Annotated in this window: 20 protein-coding genes; 4 read left to right on the forward strand and 16 right to left on the reverse strand. The window is 51.2% G+C overall.

Annotated elements, in window-relative coordinates:
* Nucleotides 1-50: 50 nt before the first annotated feature.
* Nucleotides 51-380, reverse strand: a complete 330-nt coding sequence (locus tag EIZ37_RS12665) for a hypothetical protein (RefSeq protein ID WP_134684970.1) — start codon at nt 378-380, stop codon at nt 51-53.
* 214 nt (nt 381-594) lie between these two features.
* Between EIZ37_RS12665 and EIZ37_RS12670 the strand changes: the two genes are divergently transcribed.
* Nucleotides 595-1,977 carry a peptide MFS transporter gene (locus tag EIZ37_RS12670; protein ID WP_134684971.1) on the forward strand — a complete coding sequence of 461 codons (1,383 nt, stop codon included), beginning with the start codon at nt 595-597 and terminating at the stop codon, nt 1,975-1,977.
* A 65-nt stretch (nt 1,978-2,042) separates the two neighbouring features.
* On the opposite strand, the gene EIZ37_RS12675 is transcribed toward EIZ37_RS12670, so the two are convergent.
* From EIZ37_RS12675 to EIZ37_RS12720, 9 genes are all read right to left on the reverse strand, one after another.
* The gene (locus EIZ37_RS12675) at nt 2,043-3,614 is read right to left on the reverse strand and encodes a sensor domain-containing diguanylate cyclase (protein ID WP_134684972.1); all 1,572 of its coding nucleotides are present in this window, start codon (nt 3,612-3,614) and stop codon (nt 2,043-2,045) included.
* Between the two features lie 196 nt (nt 3,615-3,810).
* Nucleotides 3,811-4,425 (reverse strand): phosphoribosylglycinamide formyltransferase, encoded by a 615-nt coding sequence (gene purN, locus EIZ37_RS12680; RefSeq protein ID WP_134684973.1) that lies wholly within the window; start codon nt 4,423-4,425, stop codon nt 3,811-3,813.
* Nucleotides 4,422-5,462: a phosphoribosylformylglycinamidine cyclo-ligase gene (purM, locus tag EIZ37_RS12685; protein ID WP_134684974.1), complete on the reverse strand. Its 1,041-nt coding sequence runs from the start codon at nt 5,460-5,462 to the stop codon at nt 4,422-4,424. Before purM ends, purN begins: the two co-directional genes overlap by 4 nt.
* A gap of 13 nt (nt 5,463-5,475) precedes the next feature.
* Entirely contained in the window at nt 5,476-6,900 is a 1,425-nt protein-coding gene (gene purF / locus EIZ37_RS12690) for an amidophosphoribosyltransferase (RefSeq protein ID WP_134684975.1), read from the reverse strand.
* On the reverse strand, nt 6,885-9,128 hold the full coding sequence (gene purL / locus EIZ37_RS12695) for a phosphoribosylformylglycinamidine synthase subunit PurL (protein ID WP_134684976.1): 2,244 nt from the start codon (nt 9,126-9,128) through the stop codon (nt 6,885-6,887). Before purL ends, purF begins: the two co-directional genes overlap by 16 nt.
* The gene (gene purQ / locus EIZ37_RS12700; RefSeq protein ID WP_134684977.1) at nt 9,109-9,801 is read right to left on the reverse strand and encodes a phosphoribosylformylglycinamidine synthase subunit PurQ; all 693 of its coding nucleotides are present in this window, start codon (nt 9,799-9,801) and stop codon (nt 9,109-9,111) included. Before purQ ends, purL begins: the two co-directional genes overlap by 20 nt.
* 2 nt (nt 9,802-9,803) lie before the next feature.
* Nucleotides 9,804-10,052: a phosphoribosylformylglycinamidine synthase subunit PurS gene (gene purS, locus EIZ37_RS12705; RefSeq protein ID WP_134684978.1), complete on the reverse strand. Its 249-nt coding sequence runs from the start codon at nt 10,050-10,052 to the stop codon at nt 9,804-9,806.
* Nucleotides 10,045-10,764, reverse strand: coding sequence for a phosphoribosylaminoimidazolesuccinocarboxamide synthase (gene purC, locus EIZ37_RS12710; RefSeq protein WP_134684979.1), 720 nt, complete (start codon nt 10,762-10,764; stop codon nt 10,045-10,047). Before purC ends, purS begins: the two co-directional genes overlap by 8 nt.
* A gap of 405 nt (nt 10,765-11,169) precedes the next feature.
* Nucleotides 11,170-12,057 carry a DMT family transporter gene (locus EIZ37_RS12720; RefSeq protein WP_134684980.1) on the reverse strand — a complete coding sequence of 296 codons (888 nt, stop codon included), beginning with the start codon at nt 12,055-12,057 and terminating at the stop codon, nt 11,170-11,172.
* Nucleotides 12,058-12,353: 296 nt separating this feature from the next.
* Here EIZ37_RS12720 and EIZ37_RS12725 point away from each other — a divergent pair, with 296 nt between their 5' ends.
* Entirely contained in the window at nt 12,354-13,553 is a 1,200-nt protein-coding gene (locus EIZ37_RS12725; protein ID WP_134684981.1) for an iron-containing alcohol dehydrogenase, read from the forward strand.
* 72 nt (nt 13,554-13,625) lie between these two features.
* The gene (locus EIZ37_RS12730) at nt 13,626-14,741 is read left to right on the forward strand and encodes an aminopeptidase (protein ID WP_134684982.1); all 1,116 of its coding nucleotides are present in this window, start codon (nt 13,626-13,628) and stop codon (nt 14,739-14,741) included.
* A gap of 64 nt (nt 14,742-14,805) precedes the next feature.
* Here the strand turns inward: EIZ37_RS12730 and EIZ37_RS12735 are convergent, their stop codons facing one another.
* The 5 genes from EIZ37_RS12735 to EIZ37_RS12755 all read right to left on the reverse strand — a co-directional run bounded on the left by EIZ37_RS12735 (nt 14,806) and on the right by EIZ37_RS12755 (nt 19,565).
* Complete coding sequence (locus EIZ37_RS12735; RefSeq protein ID WP_134684983.1) at nt 14,806-15,729, reverse strand: helix-turn-helix transcriptional regulator; 924 nt, start codon at nt 15,727-15,729, stop codon at nt 14,806-14,808.
* A 109-nt stretch (nt 15,730-15,838) separates the two neighbouring features.
* Nucleotides 15,839-16,972, reverse strand: coding sequence for a winged helix DNA-binding domain-containing protein (locus EIZ37_RS12740; protein ID WP_134684984.1), 1,134 nt, complete (start codon nt 16,970-16,972; stop codon nt 15,839-15,841).
* 113 nt (nt 16,973-17,085) lie between these two features.
* A complete protein-coding gene (locus EIZ37_RS12745; RefSeq protein ID WP_134684985.1) occupies nt 17,086-17,706 on the reverse strand; it encodes a flavin reductase family protein in 621 nt (206 codons plus the stop codon).
* 167 nt (nt 17,707-17,873) lie between these two features.
* Nucleotides 17,874-18,509, reverse strand: a complete 636-nt coding sequence (locus tag EIZ37_RS12750) for a SurA N-terminal domain-containing protein (RefSeq protein WP_134684986.1) — start codon at nt 18,507-18,509, stop codon at nt 17,874-17,876.
* 324 nt (nt 18,510-18,833) lie between these two features.
* Nucleotides 18,834-19,565: a Crp/Fnr family transcriptional regulator gene (locus tag EIZ37_RS12755; RefSeq protein ID WP_134684987.1), complete on the reverse strand. Its 732-nt coding sequence runs from the start codon at nt 19,563-19,565 to the stop codon at nt 18,834-18,836.
* 160 nt (nt 19,566-19,725) lie between these two features.
* On the opposite strand from EIZ37_RS12755, the gene EIZ37_RS12760 reads away from it, so the two are divergent.
* Nucleotides 19,726-20,106 carry a DoxX family protein gene (locus tag EIZ37_RS12760; RefSeq protein WP_328591359.1) on the forward strand — a complete coding sequence of 127 codons (381 nt, stop codon included), beginning with the start codon at nt 19,726-19,728 and terminating at the stop codon, nt 20,104-20,106.
* A gap of 134 nt (nt 20,107-20,240) precedes the next feature.
* Here EIZ37_RS12760 and EIZ37_RS12765 read toward each other — a convergent pair whose 3' ends face one another.
* Nucleotides 20,241-21,026 carry an AIM24 family protein gene (locus EIZ37_RS12765; RefSeq protein ID WP_134684988.1) on the reverse strand — a complete coding sequence of 262 codons (786 nt, stop codon included), beginning with the start codon at nt 21,024-21,026 and terminating at the stop codon, nt 20,241-20,243.
* Nucleotides 21,027-21,469: the final 443 nt, after the last annotated feature.

The following is a 21,469-nucleotide window of genomic DNA, read 5'->3' on the forward strand; positions in this document are numbered from 1 at the left end:
TATCCACTAAAAAACAGCCCCCATGCTTCCGCATGATCGGCTGTTTTTGCTTACTTTCTTTTTTTACTGGATGATTTTTTCTTCACAACCGATTTTCGGGCCGATACCTTTTCCACCTTTTTTTCGGAGATATCGTCGAGCATCTGTGCGGCCTGCTGTTGGGAAACTCCACCGTTGGCAAGCTTATCTTTTACTTTCTCCTTCGTTTCTTCCGGCAGCTCCAATCCCATTTCGCCCAATTCCGCGAACAAACCGTCTGCATTCCCATCCTTCTGCAACTCCGGCAGCTTTTGGGCCAGTCTAAGCAAGTCCAGCATGGTCCACTCTCGACCCGTTTTTCTGCTCAGCTTTCCCAGCAGGTCTCCCATCATATCAGCCAAATTGCATTCCCTCCCATGTGCAAGCTCCATTTACTATATGTGGGGAACCCTAAAATGGTTTGGGAATAAATAACTTTCCGCTCCATGAATCAATCCCAAAATAACTGACAAGCCTATAAATACCTCTGTTTGTGAAACATACATTTGACCTAAATTTAATTTAACGTTAAAATTTTTTACGTGATTCTGAATACTTTTTACGGGAGGGGATACCATGGGAGCATCTGATGCTGTTCACCTTGAGGATCCACACAACAAGAAACACCCTCCGGGGCTTTACCTGTTATTTTTCACGGAGATGTGGGAACGATTCAGTTACTATGGCATGAGGGCCATTCTGGTACTATATCTAACTACCTCTTTGATTAGCGGGGGCCTTGGCTTTGACAAAGCGTATGCCATGAGCATTTACGGGTTCTTTACCGGTGCTGTCTACATTACCCCACTGATCGGCGGGTATTTGACCGACCGGTTTATCGGCAGGAGAACTGCGATTACCATCGGCGGTATTTTGATGGCCTTGGGGAACTTTGCCTTGTTTGCCCTCAACAATACAACCGGTTTTTATCTTGGACTCGCTTTCTTAATTATCGGGAATGGCTTCTTCAAGCCGAATATCTCTACTCTTGTCGGGGAGCTGTATACCGAAAATGACAAACGCCGGGACGCTGCCTTCACGATTTTCTACATGGGCATTAACGTCGGCGCGTTCTTTGCTCCGTTGATCTGCGGATTTTTGGCCGAGGATTACTTTAAAACCGTCGTGGACGGTGTCGAGCACTTCGGTTTCAAATACGGATTTTTGGCCGCTTCCATCGGGATGATTATCGGGCAGGTCATTTTCAATACGCTGGGCAATAAATATTTGGGTGACATCGGAAAAGCACCTACCGGCAAACCTGCTCAGACCAATCATAATACCGCAGCAGCAAATGCGCCTTTGACCAAACAGGAAAAAATGCGGACTGCTGTCATCTTGATCCTGGTCTGCTTTGTGGTCTTTTTCTGGGCTGGGTTTGAACAAGCCGGAAGCTCGCTGACCATCTATGCAGACACCTTTATCGACAGGGAAATCGGAGGATGGCTGGTGCCGACTTCCTGGTTCCAATCACTGAACCCTTTGTTCATCGTCCTGCTGGCACCGATCCTGTCGGCATTGTGGATCAAGCTTGCAAGCTCCAATCGCGATCTGAGCATTCCGACCAAAATGGCGCTCGGAATGATTTTGCTGGGGCTAGGCTTCCTCGTCCTGCTGCCAGCGATCTGGATTACCGGCAGCGATGACACCAACATTGTGGCGAAAGCCAATATCACGTTCATCGTTCTGACCTATTTCCTGCATACGCTCGGGGAATTGTGCCTGTCACCGGTCGGCTTGTCGATGGTGAGTAAAATCGCGCCAATCCGCTTCGCTTCCCTCTTGATGGGCGTATGGCTTGCCGGATCGGGCTTGGCCAATGTGTTGGCCGGTCAGCTGGCAGCTTTCACAGAGTCACTGGGCTACAGCGAAGTCTTCAGCCTGATTGGTTTTTCCGTGATTGGGCTTGGATTGATCTTGCTCCTGTTCTCGAGAAAACTGACGCGGATGATGGAATAGCTGGTCGCAAAGAAACCCCTGATTCACTCTTTTGAAGTGGGTCAGGGGTTTCTTGCTGCTTTCGTTTATTCCTTAGAGAATATCGTTGTCTGATTTCTTCCTTGTGCTTTTGATTGGTACATAGCCTGATCGGCATGCTGGATGATCTCGGCGGCATCCGCCCCATGTTCTGGATAAATGGCGATTCCCAGGGAAATCGTGATTGGTTGGCCTGTGGGACTTTGCGTGAGCTCTACTTTTGAGCGCAAACGCTCCGCTACATCCCTGGCAATGTCTCGATCCCCGTAAGGTACGATAATGGCGAACTCCTCTCCCCCGTAACGGAAACACAAGTCGCCGGGGCGGGTCAGCTCGGACATCATTCCCCCCAAGTATTTCAAAACCTCATCTCCGGTTAAATGACCAAAGGTATCATTCACCTTTTTGAAAGAATCAATATCTAAAAAGATCAGGGAAAACGGAGTGTGGCTTTCCAGATGTTCCTTCATCTTTTGATCAAACGTACGGCGATTGGCCAATCCGGTCAAAGCATCCGTCTGTATGTCCATGTGCAGCTGATGCATGCGATGATCAATGGTTTCCAAAGCCAGCTTTGCGCTTTGGAATAACTGCTTGACTTCATAAATACCGGAATGGATCTCGGGAAGCTCGGTATTGATTTGCCCTTTATGAACCGTTGCCTCCTCCACCATCTTCGCCAGCAGATACAGCGGCTTCGAAATCTTGAGGGCGACAAATGCAGCAACGATCATGATGATGATAAAAAACGGAAGCCCCAGCTTGATCATTTCGAAGACCAAATCCTTGGACGGTTCAAAGATGATGGATGACGGCGTCTGCGAGACGATGCCCCATCCACTGTATTCTTCATGGGCATAGCCCGCCAAAAACGATTCGCCCTGGCTGTTAATCACCTGCTGTGCGCCGGACTGGCCTGCCAGCACCTTTTGGACAACTTCATTCATCCTGACATCGTCCCCGATCCTTTCACTTTGCGGATGATAGATAATCTGGCCCGTTTTATCCACCACATACAGATAGGAACCATTGTCGTAAAAGTGTTTGGACAAGGTTTTGCTCAATACGTTATCTTCCTGAAGATAAATCGTGCCGCCTACAAACCCTTTGTACTCGCCAGTTCGATCCATGATCGGCATTGACACCAGGATGATCATTCTTCCCGTTTTTGCTTTAAAAGGAGCTGACACCAGCGGACGCTTCTGCATGACCGCCGTCCTTGCTGCCTCGGACGTCAGCTGGTCCCCTACATGCGCTCCGGTGAATTCCGGACTGATCGCCCGAATGATGAGATCCCTGTCCACCACGACCATCGAATTGAAATAAACATTTCGGGAAGTCCAAGAATTGTCGATCAGACGCTGAACTTCTTCGTAGCTGTGATGTTCAGCTTGCAGGGAGACATCCTCCAAATGATTCTGCATGATTTGCAGGATGTTGCCGGTCGTAAAGGATAATTTCTGAGCATATTGTTTGTTGCTTTCGAGATAGCTCTGTATGAGTGATTGTTTATTTGCCTGAAGAGCGGAAAAAGCGGATACAACCAGCATCGACAAAATGGATAAAATGACAAGCGCAATCAAAACAAAACGTAACGTAACACCGGATTTTGGAATCATGATTACTTCCTTCTTACTTACCTGTGATATATGTCATTTTAGTTGTTTTTTCGACATCGTTCTACATCCTAATGCCTTCCATTTATGCAAACACATTGATTTGTCCTATTTTGTTCACATTTTTACCCGTTCATTTCTGCGGCACCACTTCTTCCAAATAGAAAGAAGTGCCGACCCACACGGTCGACACCTCTGTTTATATCGGTTCTTTTACCGTTACCATACGCCCATGCAGCTGAACCCGTTCATCTACCAGAGCCTGAACAACCGCAACGAGCAGCGAGTGTTCCTCCTGATGGATACGCGCAGCCAATGATTGCTCCGTATCCCCCTGCACAATCGGAACAGACCTTTGCGCGATGATCGGGCCAGTATCCATCCCCGCATCGACAAAGTGGACGGTCACACCTGTTACCTTCACGCCATAGTCAAGCGCCTGCGCAATCGCCGCTTTTCCCGGGAAAGACGGCAGCAACGACGGGTGGAGATTGATGATTTTCCCTTCATAGCTGGTGAGCAACACTTCGCCTACCAAGCGCATATACCCTGCAAGCACGATCAGATCGACATGCAGCTCGCCAAGCTTTTCCACGATCCGCTGCTCATAGGCTGCTTTATCCGGAAAGCTCTTTGGATCAAGTACCAGGACGGGAATCCCCAGACGCTCCGCACGCGTAAGCACATGCGCCTGCGGTTTGTCACAAACCAGCTGGACTACTTCCGCGCCACGGATCTTTCCCTCCTGAATGGCGGTTACAATCGCCTCGAAGTTGGAACCGCTCCCGGATGCAAAGACGGCCAGCTTTTTCACACTGCCACCTCGCCGTAGCTCACGGTTCTGTCACCTGTGCCGATTCGACCGATCACATAGGCGTCTTCTCCGTACTGACGCAGGCTCGCCATGATGTCTTCCGCCTCTTCCGCTTTGACGGCGAGTACCATGCCAATTCCCATATTGAAGGTGCGGAACATATCCTCGCGACTGATGTTCCCTGCACGCTCTACCAGGGAGAAGATCGGCAGGATCGGCCAGGAACCAAGCTGGATCTCCGCTTGTGTCCCTTCCGGAAGAACACGCGGGATATTCTCGGTAAAGCCGCCACCCGTGATATGCGCCATGGCCTTGATTGCATATTTCTCCAGCAGGGCAAGCAGTGGTTTCACATAGATTTTCGTTGGAGTGAGCAGCTCTTCACCCAGTGTTTTCCCCAGCTCATCCACATGCTGATCCAGCTTCAAGCCTTGATCGGCCAACAATACTTTACGGACCAAGGAGAAGCCGTTGCTGTGCACACCGCTCGAGGCGATGCCGATCAACACATCACCAGGAGTGACGTTTTTGCCCGTAATCAGCTTGCTCTCGTCAGCCACGCCAACGGTGAAGCCGGCGATATCGTATTCACCTTCCGCGTACATCCCGGGCATTTCTGCCGTTTCTCCACCGATCAGGGAGCAACCTGCCTGTGCACAGCCATCCGCAATGCCTTTCACAATCGCTTCGATTTTTTCCGGAATGACCTTGTCACAGGCCAGATAATCGAGGAAGAAGAGCGGCTCTGCACCTTGCACCACGACATCGTTTACGCACATGGCAACCGCATCAATACCGATTGCATCGTGGCGATCCATGGCAAACGCGATTTTCAGCTTGGTGCCGACACCATCCGTGCCCGAGACCAGGACAGGATTTTCATATTTTTTCGCATTCAGGCGAAACAAAGCGCCGAAACCGCCCAAATCGGTCAACACTTCCGGGCGAAACGTGCGTTTTACATGTTTTTTCATCCGTTCCACGGCTTCGTTGCCTGCCGCGATATCAACACCGGCTTGTTTGTACGCATCACTCATGAGTATGTCCCTCTCAATCACATTTGTGTGCGGGCAGCGCCGCTTCGAATTCGATTTCGGTTGGATACTGGCCGGTAAAGCAAGCCAGACAGTGCCCTTGATTTGGTGATTCGTGATCTTCACGGCCAATCGCGGATATCATGCCTTCCACAGACAAGAAGGAGAGCGAATCAGCACCGATAAAGCGTCGGATCTGTTCTACAGATTGCGAAGAAGCGATCAGTTCCTCGCGGGAAGAGGTATCGATCCCGTAATAGCATGGATTCATGACCGGCGGCGAGCTGATGCGCACGTGAACTTCCGTGGCGCCTGCTTCCCGCAGCATGCGGACAATACGGCCACTTGTGGTGCCGCGAACGATGGAATCATCGATCATGACGACCCGTTTGCCCTCTACGACTTTACGCACAGCCGACAGCTTCATATAGACGCCGCGCTCGCGCAGTTCCTGTGTTGGCTGGATAAATGTGCGGCCTACGTAACGATTTTTGATGAGTCCCAGCTCATAGGGGATGCCTGTCGCTTCCGCAAAGCCGATCGCCGCAGAAATGCTGGAATCCGGCACACCTGTCACCACATCGGCTTCAATCGGTGCCTCCAGCGCCAGCTGCTTGCCCAGACGTTTTCTGGCCATATGCACGTTAATGCCATCGATGTCGCTGTCAGGGCGGGCAAAGTAAATATATTCAAACGTACAGATGGAACGCTGTGTCTTTTCGGCAAAAGTACCGGTATGAATCCCCGCCTCATCAATGACGATCAGTTCACCTGGCTGCACATCGCGCCAGTACTCCGCTCCCACGATATCGAAAGCGCAAGTCTCGGAGGCTACGACGATCGCATCGCCGAGACGCCCCAGCGACAGCGGACGCAGCCCATTCGGATCCAGTGCGATGACCAACTGACGCTCATTCATGACCAACAGAGCGTACGCTCCTTTGATATACTGCAGTGCCTCTTTGACGGCTTCCGGCAATTCTTTGCTTTTTGCCCGGGCGATCAGGTGTCCGATGACTTCGGTGTCACTGGTCGTCTGAAAAATCGAGCCTTTTTGCTCCAGCTCTTTGCGCAAAGCCGAAGCATTGACCAGATTCCCGTTATGGGCGACCGCCATTCCGCCTTGTGCATAGCGGAAAAAGAGCGGCTGCGCATTTTCAATCTTGCTGGAACCTGCTGTCGTATAACGAGTATGACCGATGGCAATGTGACCGCCGAACTTTTCCAGATCTCCCTTGCCAAAAGCTTCGGAGACAAGCCCCATCCCACGGTGCTTATACCACTTCTCCCCGTCAGAAGCGCACATGCCTGCGCTCTCCTGACCGCGATGCTGGAGGGCGTGCAGCCCCAGATAAGTCAACTGGGGCGCCTCCTTGTGGTTATAGATGCCGAACACACCGCATTCTTCATTCAATTTATCCCAGATTATCCGATCAAACATGGAATCGCATCCTTCCAGGCAGCGTGTAATTCAGCTACTGGTGCATTGATTGCTTCTTTACCTTGAATGGTCACCACCAGGCGATCGCCGCCCGTTTTTCCGATGCTGTGTGCCGGCACTCCCAGTTCCCGAGCCAATTGCAATACGGCATCGGCATGCTCTGGCGCTGCACTGAGCAGTACGCGAGACTGTGATTCGCTAAACAGCGCAACGTCTGCGCGAAGCTCTGTATCGATGGAAAGAGTCGCTCCGATTTTTTTGCCAAAGCTGCTTTCTGCAGCCGCTACACCTAGACCACCTTCGGACAGGTCGTGCGCGGACTTGACCAAACCTTGGCGAATCGCGGTCAAGACCAGCTTTTGCAGGGCTGCTTCCTTGTTCAGATCGATTTGCGGCGGACGGCCGGAGATGCTGCCAGTAACGAGCTTTTGATACTCGCTGCCGCCCAGCTCTGCCAATGTTTCACCCAACAGGATGACAACGTCGCCCTCATCCTTGAAGGATTGGGTTGTAATATGATCAATATCGGTGATCAGACCTACCATCCCTACGGTAGGGGTCGGATAGATCGCGTCCCCGCTGCGTTCATTATAGAAAGATACGTTCCCGCCGATGACTGGCGCATTCAGCGCTTGACAAGCTTGGCTCATCCCGTCCACGGACTTTTCAAACTGCCAGAATACTTCAGGCTTATCCGGGCTGCCAAAATTCAAGCAGTCGGTGATCGCAAGCGGCTCGGCACCGGAGCAGACGACATTGCGCGCCGCTTCGGCAACCGCAATCGCACCGCCCACCTCTGGATCGAGGTAGACATAGCGTCCATTGCAATCCGTGCTCATCGCCAATGCTTTGCGTGTACCGCGAATCATGACCACCGCCGCATCGGAACCAGGGGTGACCGCTGTCGCCGCACGGACGATATGATCGTATTGCTCGTACACCCATTCCTTGCTGGCAATCGTCGCTTGGCTCAGCACTTGCTTGAGTGTCGCATTCAGATCTGCTGGCTCGGAAATTTGCGCAACAGGATCGATCGTTGCGTTTTGCTCATAATAAGCAGGCACTTTGGAAGGCTTGTGATAAACCGGCGCTTCCTCGGCCAAGCTGTCTACTGGCACATTCGCCACGACTTCGCCTTGATGAATGAGGCGCAGCATTCCGTCGTCGGTTACTTTTCCGACTTCGGCCGCATGCAGGCCCCATTTTTCAATGATGGCATATACTTCTGCTTCACGGCCTTTTTCCACGACAAGCAGCATGCGCTCTTGCGACTCGGACAGCATCATTTCATAGGCAGACATGCCCGCTTCACGCTGCGGCACGAGATCGAGGTTCATCTCGATGCCATTGCCCGCTTTGGACGCCATCTCCGAGCTGGAGCTGGTCAGACCCGCCGCACCCATATCTTGAATCCCTACGACTGCACCCGTATCGATCAGCTCCAAGCATGCTTCCAGCAGCAGCTTTTCCATGAACGGATCGCCCACTTGTACCGCAGGACGTTTTTTCTCCGATTGCTCACTCAATTCTTCGGAGGCGAATGTCGCGCCGTGAATTCCGTCACGACCAGTGCTCGCCCCTACATAAATCACTGGGTTGCCGATACCTTTGGCGACACCCTTTTGGATCTTCTCATGATCGATCAAGCCTACGCACATCGCGTTAACCAGCGGATTTCCTTCGTAGGTCGGATCAAAATTCACTTCGCCGCCCACCGTCGGAATCCCGATGCAGTTGCCATAACCAGCGATCCCCGCTACGACATGCTCAAACAAATATTGTACGCGCGGCTTATCCAGCTCGCCGAAACGCAGGGAATTCAGGAGCGCAATCGGACGAGCACCCATGGAGAACACATCGCGGATAATCCCGCCTACGCCTGTCGCAGCCCCTTGGTAAGGCTCGATCGCGGAAGGATGGTTGTGGCTTTCGATTTTGAAAACGACGGCTTGGTTATCACCGATGTCGACGATCCCTGCCCCCTCACCCGGTCCTTGCAGGACGCGCGGACCTTTGGTCGGGAAGCGTCTGAGCACCGGCTTCGAATTTTTATAGGAGCAATGCTCGGACCACATCACGCTGTACAGCCCGGTTTCCGTCCAGTTGGGCTGACGGCCCAGCAATTCTACGACACGAGCATATTCTTCATCCGTCAATCCGATTTCAGCATATAAGCGTTGTTCGGCAATTTGCGCCGGAGTCGGTTCTTTATGCGTGAGCTGTGGCACTGTTTTGTTCCCTCCATGTTTTCAAGATCGAGGTGAAAACGCGTTTTCCGTCAGCGGATGTCATCCACGTGTGGACGGCGCGTTCCGGGTGAGGCATCATCCCGAGGACATTGCCCCGTTCGTTGCAGATGCCCGCAATATTGTCAACGGAACCATTCGGATTCTCGCCTTCATAGCGGAACACGATCTGGTTGTTCGCTTGCAGCGTGGCAAGCGTCGTTTCATCACAGTAGTAGTTACCTTCGCCATGGGCGATCGGGATATCAATGATCTCATCCGCCGCATAATCGCGGGTAAATGGCGTATCCGCATTCACCACACGCAACGGGGAGATTTTGCAGCGATATTTCAGCGAGGTGTTGCGCAGCATCGCTCCTGGCAAAAGACCTGCTTCCAGAAGGATCTGGAATCCGTTGCACACACCCATGACCAGCTTGCCTGCTTCGGCTGCCTTGACGACTTGCTCCATGACCGGCGAAAAACGAGCCACCGCGCCGCAGCGCAAGTAGTCACCGTAGGAAAAACCGCCGGGCAGCAAGATTACGTCATAAGCCGAAAGATCAGTTTCACTGTGCCAGACATAATCGACTGGAGCTTCCATGATATCTTCGACAGCGTTAAACATATCTACGTCTGCATTGGAACCCGGAAATACGATCACAGCTGCTCGCATGATTAGACCTCCACAATCTCGTAGCGATAGTCTTCAATCACGGTATTCGCCAGCAGTTTTTCGCACATCTCGGTCACGCGCTCCTTCGCCTGTTCGCGATCGCTCGTGCCCAGGGAGAGCTCCATGTATTTCCCGATGCGCGCTTCCTGCACCTCATCAAATCCGAGTGAATGGAGCGCTCCTTTTACCGCACTGCCTTGTGGATCCAATACACTTTCACGAAGCGTTACATAGACAATCGCCTTAAGCATGGTTTACTCCTCCTATACGTCTCAGCATTTCTTGATATGCTTCTTCTACATTCCCCAAGTCGCGGCGGAAACGGTCTTTATCCATTTTCTCGCCTGTCTGTGCATCCCAGAAACGGCAGGTATCCGGGGAAATTTCATCTGCCAGCAATATGCTTCCGTCAGGTCGACGGCCAAATTCCAATTTGAAGTCAATCAGATTGACGCCCTTTGCAGCCAAATAGGTGCGCAAAATGTCATTGATGTGTATGCCCAGCTCTTCCAGCTTCGCCAGATCGGCTTCACTGGCAATGCCCAGCACCTTGATATGAGATGGATTCACGAGCGGATCGCCGAGCGCATCGTCCTTGTAATAAAATTCGACGACCGGCTGCGGCAGCACGGTGCCTTCTGCCATTCCAAGACGTTTGGCCAGTGAACCTGCCGCTACATTGCGGACAACGACTTCCAGCGGAATGATCTCGACGCGGCGCACAAGCTGCTCACGCGGGGAGAGGAGCTCCACGAAATGATTGTCAATGCCTTGCTCGCGCAGCATTTCGAAAAAAATCGAGGTAATGCGATTGTTCAGCTCACCTTTGCCGACAATCGTGCCTTTCTTTTCTCCGTTAAAAGCAGTCGCGTCATCCTTGTACTCTACCCAATAGATATCCGGGTCTGAAGTCCGAAAGATGCGCTTCGCTTTTCCTTCGTAGAGTTGTTCCAGCTTTTCCACTCCGAACGTCTCCTCTCTCCGTTAAAAAGATGTTTTTTATGGCGTTATTTACGAACATTCAACTATATTAAAACATAAATGTACGGTTTTTTCAACGAATCATTTTGATTTATCGATCGACAATCGTTCGGATTTAGTGGTGTCTGACTGAAAAAAATAAAGGCTTCTCCACAAACGGACGAAGCCTTGACCTACTGTAATCATACTCCGAGAAAAGGGATCCCTCATCCTTTCTACTTAACCAGCTGCTCCATAAATGCAACCACATTCTTGTCCACTTTGCCCGCTTCTTGCACTCGTTCGTCAAAATTCTCGATCAGCTGAAACTCCTGATCAGCGGCTTGTCCATAATTAGGAAAAAAGCTTTGGTCCGAATGATCCCTCGAACCAAAGCAATCTGTTCGTTTACACCGTCTGTTTTTGTGCTGTCACAATCCAGACCCCGGCTAAAATGAGGATGCCTCCCAGGAAAAACGATACCGTGATCTGTTCGTTCAACAGCAGCCAGCCCAAAAGGGATCCGACCACGGGCTGGACAAAGATGAAAAATGAGCCTGCCCCGGCGTCCATCAGCTCCATCCCTTTATTCCACAGGAAAAAGGCGACTGCCGTCGAGATAATGCCGAGAAACATCACGCCCCAAAACAAGTACGGATCCTGCCAGAAAGGGACGATGTGTGGCGTTACGCTCCATTCCCATAACATCGCGGGTGTGGTGAAGAAGATCGAAAACAGCAGCGCATAGGTGGTGACGGTCAGCACGGTATAGCGCTCTGCAGCTTGCTTGGCCATGACAGACAATAACGCCCACGTCACAGCGGCCACCATCAGCACCAGATTCCCGACGACGCTTCCTTCCTCGCCAGAGCCGTTCCAGCCAATGACGATTACCATCCCGACGAACGAGATCACCAAGGCAAGAATTTTCCGCACGGTAAGCGGCTCCTTCAGCATAAACCGGGCCAGCAGCAGGACAAAGATCGGCGAGGTTGCCGTAATCAACGAGCCGGTATGCGCATCCGACAGCTTCGTTCCAATAAACTGGGTCCCCACAGAGACAAAATAGCCGACAAAACCGACGCCGGCAAACAGCTTCCAGTCCTTCCACGCGATCCGGTGCTCTTTCAGCGAGACCATGATGATCCCCAATACCAGCACCGCAATGACATAACGCAGCCAAAGCAGGGTAAAGGGCGGGATGTAGTCCAGCACATATTTACTGACTACATATACGCCTCCCCAAATACTTGCCGCAATCGTCAAACAAATGATTCCCCATATCGTACGATTCATTGCATTCTCTCCTCCGTCGTGGTTCGTATCAAGTCAGTTTTTTCGGACGGAGCAGATCATCTATCTCGCCTCCGTCCTGGATCAGGAACGGATGACGGGTACATCAGTTTCAAACAGCGCAGGCTTGTTCACGGATATCTCTCCCTTTTCGGAAATTTCTTTCTATTATAACCTGTGCCTCCGTTTTTGGCGAGATAGCGGCGTACGACGCGGTACACCCCCCAATGTTCTGCCGCATTTTCAAAATATGGTACACTTATACAAGTAGAAAGAAAAAGAAAGGCGGGGAATTATCAATGCAACCATTCGAGGTATCGTTTCCGACCAAAGTCATTTTTGGTACAGGCGAGCTGGCCCGTATCGGTCAGGAGGCCAGACAATTAGGACAAAAGGCGCTCCTGGTGACAGGCGGAAAATCGGCCAAAGCAACCGGATTGCTTGATCGAGCTTGCGCCCTACTGAACGAGGCAGGACACCCTTACGTTTTGTTTGACAAAATCGAACCCAATCCGCGCACATCCACTGTCGATGCAGGCGCACAGCTGGCCAGGGATGAGCAGTGTGACCACATCATCGCCTTAGGCGGCGGCTCCGTCATGGATGCATCCAAGGCCATCGCACTGGCTGCCTACTCCAATCGACCGATCTATGATTATATGCGGGGAAATCCCAGCCAGGTCTGGAAGGAACTCTTCCCGCTGACACAAGCTTTGCCCCTGTTGACCATCCCCACAGTCGCTGCGACTGGCTCGGAAGCGAATGCCACCAGTGTCTTGACTCACTGGGAGACGCATGAAAAATCCTCCATCGCCGGACCAGGGCTCATCCCCAAGGTCGCGATTCTGGATCCAACGCTCACCTATACTGTTCCTTATCGTGTCACGGCAGAATCCTGCGCCGATATCTTTTCCCATCTTTTCGAAGCCTATCTGATCAGCGTGCCTGGCACCCATGTGCAGGACGGCTTCACGGAGACACTCATCCGTCAGCTCGTTGATTTTTCCACCGTCGCACTCGATTATCCCGACCATGAGGAAGCACGCGCTACCTTGCTGTGGACGAGCACATTGGCGATCAGCGGCTTTACCTTGGCTGGACGGGGCGCAGCCTATCCGCTCCACGGCGTCGAGCATCCGCTTAGCGGCTATTATGATATCCCGCACGGCCGCGGCCTGGCGATGCTGGCAGTCCCTTACTTCCAACAAATCATCTTGAAGGACCGTCCCGAGCGGCTGGCGCGGATGGGGCGGGCTTGCTTCCAAGTGACCTTTGCCGATGACCATGCAGCTGCGCAAGCGACCATTGAGGCTGTCGGACAATGGTTTGCCAAAATGGGCATCACCGAGCGGCTGAGTGATTTTGGAATCGAGCGCGAACAGTTACCCATACTAGCGGAAGAGGCCATTCGTATTGGCGGACGCGGCCTCGGCTATCTCCCCAGCTCCCGCCAGCTGTCTGCAGATGATGTTCTTGCACTCTACGAAGCTTGCTATTAAACTGTTCTTAATGATAAGAAAAGTTTTATCGGGAGTTCGTTTTTCTCAATTACTATGTGAAGAGGTGGCGTCATGAAAGATCCACGTATTGACCAGTTGGCTCGCAACCTGATCCGCTATTCGCTCGGCTTGAAAAAAGGGGAAAAAGTGTTGATCGAAAACATCGATCTGCAAGTGCCGCTCGTGCGCGCACTGGTGCGTGAAGCATTCGAAGTAGGGGCTCTCCCGCAAGTTCTGCTCAAAGACCAGGAGATCACGCGTGCGCTTTTGCAAGGAACCAGCGAAGAGCATATGGCCTTGACCGCGAAGCATGAGCTGGCTCTGATGAAGGACATGGATGCGTATATCGCGGTTCGTTCCTACGAGAATATCAATGAGCTGGCCGATGTTTCCGACGAGAAGCAAGGCTACTACTCCCGCGTTTACTACAAACAAGTTCACTTTGGCGAGCGTATTCCAAACAAGCGGTGGGTCGTGCTCCGCTATCCGAACAAATCCATGGCCCAGCTGTCTAAAATGAGCCTGGAATCGTTCGAGGACTTCTATTTCAACGTATGCAATCTGGACTACAGCAAAATGTCCAAGGCCATGGATCCGCTCGTGGCACTCATGGAGCGCACCGATCGCGTACATATCAAAGGACCGAAGACCGATCTGCGCTTCTCGATCAAAGGCATTCCAGCCATCAAATGCGATGGAAAACGCAATATCCCGGACGGCGAAGTGTACACATCCCCTGTGATTGACTCGGTAGAAGGAACGCTCTACTACAATACGCCAACCGTCTACCATGGCACTTCGTTCACAGATGTACAGCTGACCTTCTCCAAAGGGAAAATCATCGAAGCGACCAGCAGCAACACCAAGGTCCTGAACGAAATTCTGGATACCGATGACGGCGCACGCTATATCGGGGAATTTGCGATCGGCTTTAATCCTTACATCCTCGACCCGATGCTGGACATTCTGTTTGACGAGAAGATCGCAGGCAGCTTCCACTTCACACCAGGTAATGCCTACGATATCGCCGACAACGGCAACCGCTCCTCCATCCACTGGGATATGGTGCAAATCCAACGCCCAGAGTATGGCGGCGGTGAAATCTGGTTTGACGATGTGCTGATCCGCAAAGACGGCCGCTTTGTCCTGCCGGAGCTGGAAGGCTTGAATCCGGAAAATCTGATCTAATCAAGCTTGCACCAAAGGAAAGAGGGCACATCGCTGGATGGCCCTCTTTTTTTGCTGTATCGTCTTAATCCACCTCATAGATGGCAGCCATTTGCCTGATATGCCGCTTCAGCTCTGCAATCAATTCCGGTGGCTCCAAGACCTTGACCCCGCTGCTGTAGCTCAAAATGTTTTGAACAGCCCGCTCGATCGAAGAATAATGGGCGATCACAGACAAAGAGCCGTCCTGCTCCGCAGTGATCGGATCATAGCCGAATTCATCCCTTACCCTCGTCTTGACGCTTGGCTGAAAGCGCAATACCGCTCTCACCTTGGTAAAGTTGGCTTTGCTCATGAATTCCTTTTCGACATCTTGCAGCGTGTAGGGGCGACGGACGAATGTATCCGTCAAGATCATCGGTTCGAGAATCCGGGAAAGCCTGAACACTCGAAAATCCGATCGAGTGAGGCAATAGCCGTACAAATACCAGACGTAGCCTTTGAGAAAAAGGCCCATCGGCTCAATCCTTCGTTCCGTTTCCGTGCCCTTGTTATCCAAATAGCGGAAGTGGACGATATGCAAGCCTTTGATTGCTTGGACAAGGGATTTTATTTTTCCTCTCTCGTTCGGCGGAGGCGTGAAATCCAGATCGATGGGTAATGAGCCTGCAGAGTTGACGTTGCCAGGCATTAAGGCGCCGATTCTCTCCAAAATACCATCGATGTCCGAGCTGTCCGTTGCTGACCGGGCCCCCCGCAGCGCTGCATATATGGATGTGAAGTCGTCGAGCGACAGGATTTGCTTATCGATGCGAAAGCCTGGCATGATCTCATAGCCCCCATCCGCACCCGGAAAAGAGACAATCGGGATCCCTGCCTGATTGATCGACTCCATGTCCCGATAGATGGTTCGCTGGGATACTTCGAACCGCTCCGCCAGTTCGGTTGCGCTGACACGCGGCTGATTCAACAAAGTCATGGTAATCGCAAGCAGACGATCCAGCTTCACGCGAAGTGCCTCCCTCAATCCTTCTTGGTCATTTCCTGATTCTATATGTTCTCGAAAGTATTGGGCAAGACCTTCTGCATGCCGAATGAATGCCATATCTTATCGATCCTTATTCCTCTGGTGACACGAATGAAATGTCATGGGTCCTTGCATCGGCTGCAGCAAATTGCAACAGTCTTGCCCCCTCGTCCAACAACGCCTTGCGCTCTTGCTTGCTGATCTGCTGGAAAGGCTCGATATGCAAAGTCGCGGTATCCTTTCCTCTGCCGATCTTCCAAGTTCCCGCTACAAATCCATCGATGATGATCACGGAATGAACGATTCCGTTTGCAGTGATCACCCGTTTCCGGTAAGCATCATCGATGATACGAGTACGATTCGCGTAAGACAAAAGGATGTTGTCAAACTCACCGAGGAACCGTGGCTGTGCCGGGGTATCGGGATCAGGACGCGGAGCATCGGGCAGATCGAATAGCTCATCTCCCTGTTCATCCCGGAAGGTAACCAGCTGCGGGCGGATCCGTTCCATCGTCTCCTGCAATCGCGTATGACCCGACCAGACCTGTATATCCTTGATGGTCGCTGGCCCGTAAGCGGCTAAATACCGCAAGATGATATCGTCTTCCGGAGGATGGGAAACAAGCGGTTGGCCGAGCCAGGCTTCCCCGGAGGTATGCGCAGCTTGACCGCTTTCCCCCCAGAGACCTCGCGGCGGCAGCTGGATCAGCGGTACCAAGGCGCGAACAGCTGCAGAGAGTGCGGAAGGGTCTCGGTCAGGATATCGTTCACTCAGACGTTTCCCGAGTTGGCTGAATGTATGAGGTTTTTCTTCCACCAGAGCCCTGCCTGCGTCGGCGATCGCCTTGCCATCCAATCGTGCCAGCTGCTTGCGATAGGTCCCCATCAAGCTGCGTTCCAGAACCGGCTGTACCCATGGACGAATTTGCAAGCTGTCGCGGGATGAAACCAGATGGATCGTCGAACGCATCATGGCAAGACGCACTGCCTTTCGCTCCTGAATGAGCCGGGACAATTCTTCCTGATGGAATTGTTCCAGTCGCGTCCACAGAGCGAAATAAGGGGCATTTGGCGCTTGGGCTTGCAAACCAACCAGACGCTCCAACGCTTCCAATGCGGACAGCTTTTCGCGCCGAAGCAGCATTTGTCGGGCAAGCAGTGCACGATTCAATGCGCGTGGACTCAATATCCCGACGGTCTCTCCCCCACTTTGAGCAGTCACCATTATTTGAACCCCCTTGAGTTTGGCGGCAGTTGTTTTTTTCCGTTACACTTCTCATCCTACGCCAAGTACCCTGACAGCATAATGTCAGGGTACAAAAAGGGACAAACAATTTATTAGGTTTCTGCCCGATAAGACTTGCCCAACTCGTCTCCCAGGCCAAAATAATGACGGAAATTATAGATCAACGGACTCCATTTGGCCGGGTCGATGTAGTTTTCTCCTTTGACCATGTCAGCGTGGGCAAAGACGCGCAGCACCTCCGTCTCCACGATCGCAAAGGAGCTGTCGGTTTCTGGACGATGTATTCTTCGAACCGCCGCTTCCAGCTGCAAGGGGCATTCCAGAATGCGGCTTGGTCTCACCGCCTCCGCTTGAACTGGCGTTAATCCCGCTGCCCCATACTTATCCTTTTCATGGCGGAACCCCATCGCCACTTTGTAGTCAGGCACTGCGGTGGAACCGGTCAAAGGCGCAAGGGATTCCACCGCTCTCCACAGGCTTGGATCCGGGACATTTACGACACATTCCGGGTGCCGCTCCAGATTTTCCAATGCTTTTCCTCCCGCGCCCAGACCCAATACCAGCGTATAGCCGAGCGCCCAAGAAGAGGAGATCGGACTGATATTGGTGGAGCCATCCTCATTCAGCGTCGTGAGCAAAATGACCGGTGTGCCGTAATACAATATTTTCGGACGGACCTCCTGAATCGGCCGGGTATAGGTTTCAGAATTCATCAATAAGCCTCCTCGCTTTTCTTTCAGATTCCGTCTCTATTGTAACGGCTAGTTGGTTCCACGGCCGACGAAGTGTGGATGAAATTTACTAGCATGTATGGCAAAACCCTTATGTAAAAAAAGACGTGTAAACACGGTTGTCCGTTTACACGTCTTTTGCGCGATCTTTATTTTTTCGTGTCTTTTTCCTCACTTTTGCCGACGATGGCATAGTCAGGATTCGCGTACTCCACCTGGTACTTTTGCTCCAAATCACCGAGCCAGAACTTGTAGTATTTTTCACGGTGTTTATTCGCCAGCTTCTCTTTGATCTGCGGGGTCGCTTGTTCCAGTGTCGGTGTAGGCTCCCCTAGCTTCTTTTTGTTTTTGTCATAGTACTCTTTGATCTCTTCCTCTTTTACCGGATAAGCTTTATCCAACAGCTGGTCTCGGGTGAGCTGCAAAGCGATTTGCTCGCGGAGCTGCTCCTCCGTCATTTTTTGTTCTTCCAAAAACTTCTGGAATTGTTCGGGAGTGCCCTGGCTTTTAAGTCCGGCTACTGTTTTTTCTACTTCTTCCTCACTGGCTTTCACACCTTGCTTCTGCGCTTCCAGACGGACGAGCTCTTCGGCCACCAGCTGGCTCATGACTCGTTTGCCGTATTGGGTTTCCAATGCCTGACTGAATTGTGACTGAGTGATCGCTGTCTTCCCGATTTTCGCTACCTCTGGATCATGAGCTTGTCCCTGCTGGGTAACTCCCAGTACGACGAGCGCTAACACCAATATAGAGATCGCTATCGCGGATGCATCAAATTTTTTCATGGTTTCTTTCCTCCCTTTCCGCTTGTCTACATCGTATCATAAAGTGCGTTTGCGGTAGAAAGATGGAACCGTGTTTCCACATTCTTTCCACATTTTTTTGTGCGATTGGGGTACGTGCCGTGCTCGTAAGCATCCGGATTTGGCCTTCTTAGAGCGCAATGGCGGCTTTTTCTAGTTTTGAGAACAATTTCGTTTTCTATTCCTTGACGATACGAATAGATACTACCTCTTTGACCACTGCGCTGTCCAGTTCTTCCGCTCCCGGAAAGCGGATATGGTATTCGCGAAGCACCATATTCGTCGACAAGCTCTGCCCTTGTTCAATCAAGAAAATGAAAAATGCTTGCCATCTTCTAAAGCCGTTTTTAGCCGTTCTTTCTGTATCCATATCGGTTTCCGATATCCCGTTTTTTTCAAGATACCCTCAGCTGCAAACCGATTCATCATTTCCGTGACGGTTTCACGTATGCTTCCCGTCATGCTGGCCAGCTCTTGATGCGTGACCTCTACGTCCAGTCGATACCACCCGGGCTCCCCTTTGAATCCATCGGTTTCTTCGGAAGCGGAACCGAATTTCTCGGTCAGCTTTTGCAAGAGGAATAACAACCGTTTACGCAAGCTGCTGAACGCCATATGCTCCAACAGCTCCTCCACCTCTCTCAAACGAGCCGATAAGATCTCGATGTACCGAATGCCCAGATCCGGGTTTTCCCGCATAATTTGCTTCAGCCGTTCAGCATCGATTTTGCAAACTACAGAATTCTCCAAGGTGACCGCAAACAGATTCGCTTCCGCCTCATATAAACCCATGTCGCCAAACAAGTGTCCAGCCGATAAAACATCAATCGTGAACTCCTTGCCTTCTTCCGTGATGGTATAGAGTCTCACAACCCCCGCTTTGACCAGATATATCATTCTTTGTGAACGGTGAGGAGCGGTGATTACCGTTCCTTTGGCAATCGGCTCAATCGGTATGTCGTCTTTCATATTTTCCAATGCTTCTACGCTCAGCTCGCGGAATAATTCCACTCTTGATAGATACTTTAGCTTGTTCATGACCGCCCCTCCCTTCATTTGCACGGGAATGTAGGCTAGCCTACATTCTTTTTCAAGAAATGGCTTTACCATTCTTCTTGTACTGACACGAAATTAGAAAACTTGGTTTCGCCAAGCCTTCGGCGGAGCCTTGGTTGCACTTATCCGGATGAGAATTTTTATGAATTCTTATCCGCCAAGAAAAGGCGGTGCCATTGCAGGTATGAATCTTCTCCTTACAGCCCAGGTGATCCTGATCATTATGTTTGGGGTGTCTGTCATCATGAAATTTGGGCGTGCCACAAGCATGCTCCAGCATTGGAGGGAGTATCGTTATCCCATTTGGTTTATGTACGTAACGGCATCCCTGGAATTGATGGGAGCAGTCGGGTTGCTACTTGCCTTCTGGATGCCCATTCTGCTGAACATCTCAGCCTTGCTTCTGGCTGTCCTGATGGTGGGCGCGATCCACGCTCATCTTTTCCGCGCCAGGCATAAACCGGTCATGGCTATCAATGCACTGCTGATGCTTGCCTTATCTGCCTTTATTCTTTTACGCTAGCATCGCCGTGCCGCCCCATTCCCAATAAAAATTAGCCATCAACGCTGTGCGGTTGAAGGCTAATTTTTTGCTCCCAGCAGCTAGTTACCCTCAAATAAAGCTTTTCCCATGAACGATTGGCTGCACGTGAATCTTTACCGATGGCCAACAATGCGGTTCTGATACACGGAGGCTGTCGGCGCCAACCATACCCGCCCAGTCCCGCGATACGTTTGGAGCAACCCTTCTCCCGTCGCCGCTGAACCGATGAGACTCTTGGTCGACCGCTCCACATTGAAATCGATATTGCCCATGCGGAACAATCCGAAGTTTCCGTCCACTTTCAATACTTCATTGTTCAAATCGACTTGAACCAATTCTTCCATCGGCACCGGGATGGACAGTACGCAAATTCCCGAGCCTGAAATCTTCGTTTGGAACAAGCCCTCCCCACCCGCTACTGCCGTAGAAAGGTTCTTCATGGTTTCTACCCCGATTTGCAGCGCTGGCTCGCAGCAGTAAAAAATGCCCTTATCCGCGATGAGCTTGGTATTTTCCATGGTGAGAATCGCATAATGGCCAAACGTTGGCTCCAGATAGATTTCCCCCTGCCCGACATAATGCGGTTTGACCGCTGATTCGTTGGTGACGACGCTCGTAGCCAGGTTTTTCAGGAAGCCGCCTACGCTCTGTCCCGGGGTAATGCCTGTTTTCAGTTCGATGTTTCCCTTCATATAGTGGAGGGCTCCCGCTTCCGTGACGATGCTGGCACTAGGGTTTTTGAGCGTGATTTTGATTTGCTTCAGCTTGATGTTCATCTTTTCCGCATAGAAGAGATCCGCTGCGGAATAAGGGGAATTGCCTGCCAGTTTTTCGTACTGGAGGACTTCGATTTTCATGTTATAGTTTTCGGCGCTGTCGATGACGCGGATATTGGACATGGGTAACGCTCCTTTTATTGAGTATGGTTGATGCTTTTAAGGAATTATGGTTTCAGTCCCTTTTTCATACCATTATTGTTTGGAATATTTTCTAAAAATGGCTTGTATAAGAATAAATTACCAATAAACACAGTAGACGTAAACGGATATAGACAAAAATCGCCCCAAGGTCATGAAATCTGACGGGTTTCTTATCGACACACTGACTTTTTTATGTCGATCGTCGGAGAAAAAGGGGAGATCGGTAGTAGAGATTACCCAAAAAGTCCTGTGGAGGGCCGAATGTTTTTTTACCTCTTCGTTTTCGATTAGCAAGTCGTCTCATTCATGCTTGGCCTCAACGGATTTCTTCCTTTCAACATGAAAAAAGACGGTCACCCTTTAGATAACCGTCTTTTACGCCATCTTTGAGTCTTTGATATTCCTTCGTGCTTTCTACTTTC

Origin of the sequence: Brevibacillus migulae (assembly GCF_004521915.1) — a bacterium.
GTDB lineage: Bacteria > Bacillota > Bacilli > Brevibacillales > Brevibacillaceae > Brevibacillus_F > Brevibacillus_F migulae.

Excerpts from the sequence above, each read along its gene's own strand:
- EIZ37_RS12730 (WP_134684982.1), top strand. The coding sequence starts at position 13,626 with ATGAAAGATCCACGTATTGACCAGTTGGCTCGCAACCTGATCCGCTAT.
- purS (WP_134684978.1), bottom strand. The coding sequence starts at position 10,052 with ATGCTTAAGGCGATTGTCTATGTAACGCTTCGTGAAAGTGTATTGGAT.
- EIZ37_RS12750 (WP_134684986.1), bottom strand. The coding sequence starts at position 18,509 with ATGAAAAAATTTGATGCATCCGCGATAGCGATCTCTATATTGGTGTTA.
- EIZ37_RS12720 (WP_134684980.1), bottom strand. The coding sequence starts at position 12,057 with ATGAATCGTACGATATGGGGAATCATTTGTTTGACGATTGCGGCAAGT.
- purF (WP_134684975.1), bottom strand. The coding sequence starts at position 6,900 with ATGTTTGATCGGATAATCTGGGATAAATTGAATGAAGAATGCGGTGTG.
- EIZ37_RS12725 (WP_134684981.1), top strand. The coding sequence starts at position 12,354 with ATGCAACCATTCGAGGTATCGTTTCCGACCAAAGTCATTTTTGGTACA.
- EIZ37_RS12675 (WP_134684972.1), bottom strand. The coding sequence starts at position 3,614 with ATGATTCCAAAATCCGGTGTTACGTTACGTTTTGTTTTGATTGCGCTT.
- EIZ37_RS12765 (WP_134684988.1), bottom strand. The coding sequence starts at position 21,026 with ATGTCCAATATCCGCGTCATCGACAGCGCCGAAAACTATAACATGAAA.
- purM (WP_134684974.1), bottom strand. The coding sequence starts at position 5,462 with ATGAGTGATGCGTACAAACAAGCCGGTGTTGATATCGCGGCAGGCAAC.
- EIZ37_RS12740 (WP_134684984.1), bottom strand. The coding sequence starts at position 16,972 with ATGGTGACTGCTCAAAGTGGGGGAGAGACCGTCGGGATATTGAGTCCA.
- EIZ37_RS12745 (WP_134684985.1), bottom strand. The coding sequence starts at position 17,706 with ATGAATTCTGAAACCTATACCCGGCCGATTCAGGAGGTCCGTCCGAAA.
- EIZ37_RS12670 (WP_134684971.1), top strand. The coding sequence starts at position 595 with ATGGGAGCATCTGATGCTGTTCACCTTGAGGATCCACACAACAAGAAA.
- EIZ37_RS12755 (WP_134684987.1), bottom strand. The coding sequence starts at position 19,565 with ATGAACAAGCTAAAGTATCTATCAAGAGTGGAATTATTCCGCGAGCTG.
- purQ (WP_134684977.1), bottom strand. The coding sequence starts at position 9,801 with ATGCGAGCAGCTGTGATCGTATTTCCGGGTTCCAATGCAGACGTAGAT.
- EIZ37_RS12760 (WP_328591359.1), top strand. The coding sequence starts at position 19,726 with ATGAATTCTTATCCGCCAAGAAAAGGCGGTGCCATTGCAGGTATGAAT.